Origin of the sequence: Kineococcus glutinatus (genome assembly GCF_039542765.1) — a bacterium.
In the GTDB taxonomy this organism is placed as follows: domain Bacteria; phylum Actinomycetota; class Actinomycetes; order Actinomycetales; family Kineococcaceae; genus Kineococcus_A; species Kineococcus_A glutinatus.
Window position 1 is genome coordinate 1 of the sequence record NZ_BAABIL010000620.1, and the last position, 2680, is coordinate 2680.

A 2680-nucleotide genomic window follows, 5' to 3' on the forward strand; every position below is an offset into this window, starting at 1 on the left:
GGCGGCGGTCAGGGAGCGGGCCGCGACGTCGAAGGACCAGCGCGCCAGCCGGCCGCGCCCGCCGGCGACGAACTCCACCTGCACCGCCCAGGCGCCGTCCTCCTGCCGCCAGGCGTCCCAGCGCACCCCCTCGGGGTCCACGGCGCGGGCGGCGAGGCGCTGGACGACGAGGTCCTCCAGCGCGGGCGCCGCGCCCGCGGCGTCGCGGCGGCCGAACGGGGTCCGCCGCGCCATGCCGCCGACGTGGTCGCGCTCGGCGAGCACCGGCCCCTCGTAGCGGCGCACGTTCGCCAGCGGGATGCCCGCCTGCGCCGCGATCTCCTCGGCGCTCTCCCCGGCGCGGATGCGGGCCTGGATCTCCCGGGGGCGCAGCTCCCCGGACGCCTGGATCTGCACCTGCCCCAGCCGCGCCCGGTCGCGGCGCACGGCCGCGCGCAGGGCCTCGTCGACGCGCAGGCGGTAGCGGGAGCCGTCGCTGCCGGCGAGGACCACGTGCTCTCCGTCGTCGTGCACACCGACGAGCCTCAGGTCGTGCATGGCGGACGTCCTCCCAGCCGTGGCGAGCGCGGGCCCGGGTCCCCGACCGGTGCCTCGCGGACGAACTCTGCCACCTCCGGGGTCAGGGGCGAAGCCGACCTCTCCCGCGGGGGCACGGGTGCTCGCGCGCGAACGCCGGGCGCTTGGGACACTCCAGGGGTGAGCGACGCCCGCCCCTACGACGCCCTGCTGCTGCTGTCCTTCGGGGGCCCCGACGGCCCCGACGACGTCATGCCCTTCCTGGAGAACGTCACACGTGGTCGCGGCATCCCCCGCGAGCGCCTGGAGGAGGTCGCCGAGCACTACCTGCACTTCGGCGGCCGCAGCCCCATCAACGACCAGAACCGGGCCCTGCTCGCCGCGCTGCGCGCCGAGCTGGACGCCCGCGGCCTCGACCTGCCGCTGCTGTGGGGCAACCGCAACTGGGCGCCCTACGTCACCGACGTGCTGCGTCAGGCCCACGAGGCCGGTGCCCGCCGGGTCCTGACGATCTTCACGAGCGCCTACTCGTCGTACTCCAGCTGCCGGCAGTACCGCGAGGACCTCGCCCGCGCGCTGGCGGCGCTGGCGGCCGAGGGGCGCACCCTCGCGGTGGACAAGGTGCGGCACTACTTCAACCACCCGGCCTTCGTGCGCACCAACGCGGCGGCGGTGCGCACCGCCCTGGACCGCCTGGCGCCGCAGCAGCGCGACGGCGCCCGGCTCGTGTTCGTCACGCACTCCGTCCCCACCGCCATGGACGACGCCTCCGGTCCCGGCGGCAACGCCTACGTCCGCCAGCACCGCGACGTCGCGGCGGCGGTCACCGCGGAGGTCGCGGCGGGGCTGGACCGCGAGCCGGCCTGGGACCTCGTGTACTGCTCCCGCTCCGGCCCGCCGAGCCAGCCGTGGCTGGAGCCGGACGTCAACGACCACCTGCGGGAGCTGGCCGCCGCCGGCGTGCCGGCCGTGGTGCTGGCCCCGGTGGGGTTCGTCTCCGACCACATGGAGGTCGTCTTCGACCTGGACACCGAGGCGGCGCAGACCGCGGCGGAGCTCGGCCTGCCGTGCGAGCGGGCGGCGACGGTCGGTGCGGCGGCCTCGTTCGTCGCCGGCCTGGTCGACCTCGTCGAGGAGCGCGCCGAGCTGGCCCGCGGCGGCAGCCCGGACAAGCCGTTCCTGGGCACGCTGGGTGCCTCCCACGAGGTGTGCCCGGCGGGTTGCTGCCGCAACCTGCGCGCCGACCTGCCCGCCGCCACCGGTGCCGACTACGCCGGCCCGGTGCCCGCGTGAGCGCCGCCCGAGCCGTCGACGGCACCCCGGTGGCCGACCTGCTCGCGGTGGCCGAGCGGGTGGCCCGGGCCGCCGGCCGCCTCGTGCGGGAGGGGCGCCCGGACCGGGTGGAGGTCGCGGCGACGAAGTCCAGCCCGGTGGACGTCGTCACGGCGATGGACACCGCCTCGGAGGAGCTGCTGCGCCGGGAGCTGGCCGCCGCGCGCCCGCACGACGGGGTGCTGGGCGAGGAGCACGGGTACGAGCCGGGCACGTCGGGGCTGACGTGGGTGGTCGACCCGATCGACGGCACCGTCAACTACCTGTACGGGATCCCCGCGTACGCCGTGAGCGTGGCCGTCGTGGAGGATCCCGCGGCCGGCGCGGGCGAGCCCGACCCGGCGACGTGGCGGGTGCTGGCCGGCTGCGTGCACGAGGCGGCCGGTGCGGGCACGTGGACGGCCGGTGCGGGGCTGGGCGCCTTCCTCGACGGCCGGCCGCTGGCGGCGCGCGAGGCGCCGCCGCTGGCGCAGGCCCTGGTGGCGACGGGTTTCAGCTACGACGCGGTGCGCCGCGGGGAGCAGGCGGCGGTCCTGGCACGGCTGATGCCCCGGGTGCGGGACGTGCGGCGCATCGGCTCCGCGGCCCTGGACCTGTGCGGGGTGGCGGCCGGGCGCACCGACGCCTACTACGAGCGCGGCCTCAACGCCTGGGACTTCGCCGCCGCGTGGCTCGTCGCCGCGGAGGCGGGGGTGCTGGTCACGGGCTTCGACGGCGGCCCCGCCGGGACCGGCGGGTTGCTGGCGGCCCCGCCGGCGCTGCACGGGCCGCTGCGCGCGGCGCTGGTGGAGTCCGGGGTGCCGGTGGCCTCCCGGGTCTGAGGGCTGCGGGG

General features: G+C 77.8%; 3 protein-coding genes. 2 read left to right on the forward strand and 1 reads right to left on the reverse strand.

The window, feature by feature from the left end; all coding sequences use genetic code 11:
- On the reverse strand, positions 1–537 hold a 537-nt coding region (gene sepH, locus ABEB16_RS19105), incomplete at its 3' end, for a septation protein SepH (RefSeq protein ID WP_345713794.1).
- A gap of 159 nt (positions 538–696) precedes the next feature.
- Here sepH and ABEB16_RS19110 point away from each other — a divergent pair.
- Positions 697–1809: a ferrochelatase gene (locus tag ABEB16_RS19110; RefSeq protein ID WP_345713795.1), complete on the forward strand. Its 1113-nt coding sequence runs from the start codon at positions 697–699 to the stop codon at positions 1807–1809.
- Complete coding sequence (locus ABEB16_RS19115) at positions 1806–2669, forward strand: inositol monophosphatase family protein (protein WP_345713796.1); 864 nt, start codon at positions 1806–1808, stop codon at positions 2667–2669. Before ABEB16_RS19110 ends, ABEB16_RS19115 begins: the two co-directional genes overlap by 4 nt.
- Positions 2670–2680 lie beyond the last annotated feature (11 nt).